We start from the raw sequence: 762 nt of genomic DNA, 5'->3' as shown, positions 1-762 counted from the left end.
TGTCTACACAGGCCAGGAGCGCCAGGTCGAGGACGTCGCCTTCTTCGCCTATTCCACGCCGCGCAGGCCGAACGACGAGCTGGCGGCACCGCTGCGTACGGCGGGCTTGCCGGTGCATCTCATCGGCGACGCGAAGGTCGCGCGGGCGCCGATGGCGGCGACGGCGGAGGGCTATGCGATCGGGCGGTCGCTGTAGCTGCGCCCATTGAGGTGAGGACAGGCGCCGCGCTTGTATGGCCTGTTCCCGCGGGAACAGGCCATCCGGCTCGGTCGCTGCGAATACGGCTTCGTCAATCACGACACGGAGTCACCGACCATGAAACGCTATGTCATCGAACGCGAGCTGCCCGGTGTGGGCGGTCTCACCAGCCCTCAGCTCAAGCAGGCGGCCGCAACCTCCAACGGCGCGCTCGACCAGCTCGCCGGCCGGGTGCAGTGGGTGCAGTCCTTCGTCGCCGATGACAAGACCTTTTGCATCTACCTGGCCGAAACCGAAGGTGCGGTGCAGGAGCACGCCAAGCTCAGCGGCTTCCCCGCCACCAAGGTGACCGAGGTGCACGGCATCATCGACCCGATGACCGCGCATCTGTGAGGCCAAGGCGCCGCCCGTTACGGCGGCGCCGCTTCCTCCGCCGGAACCGTTAGTCCCGGCCGAGGATTTCCCTGTTGTGCTGGCCCACCCTCGGCGCAGGACGTCGCGGGAAGGGGCGCCGCCGGTTGAAGGAGAGCGGCAGGCTGACGATCTTCGGCCCACCCTCCGGC

General features: G+C 68.2%; 2 protein-coding genes. Both read left to right on the top strand.

Features of this window, described 5'->3' with window-relative positions; all coding sequences use genetic code 11:
• Nucleotides 1-196, top strand: a 196-nt coding sequence (locus AC1DWF_RS33880) for a hypothetical protein (protein WP_476842871.1), incomplete at its 5' end; no start/stop codon positions are given.
• A gap of 33 nt (nucleotides 197-229) precedes the next feature.
• Nucleotides 230-592, top strand: a complete 363-nt coding sequence (locus AC1DWF_RS33875) for a DUF4242 domain-containing protein (RefSeq protein ID WP_476842870.1) — start codon at nucleotides 230-232, stop codon at nucleotides 590-592.
• The last annotated feature ends 170 nt before the right edge of the window (nucleotides 593-762 follow it).

This window comes from Aminobacter sp. P4_D5, assembly GCF_056401815.1.
The sequence above is the reverse complement of the archived record's forward strand: the minus strand, read 5'-3'. Positions and strand labels throughout refer to the sequence as shown.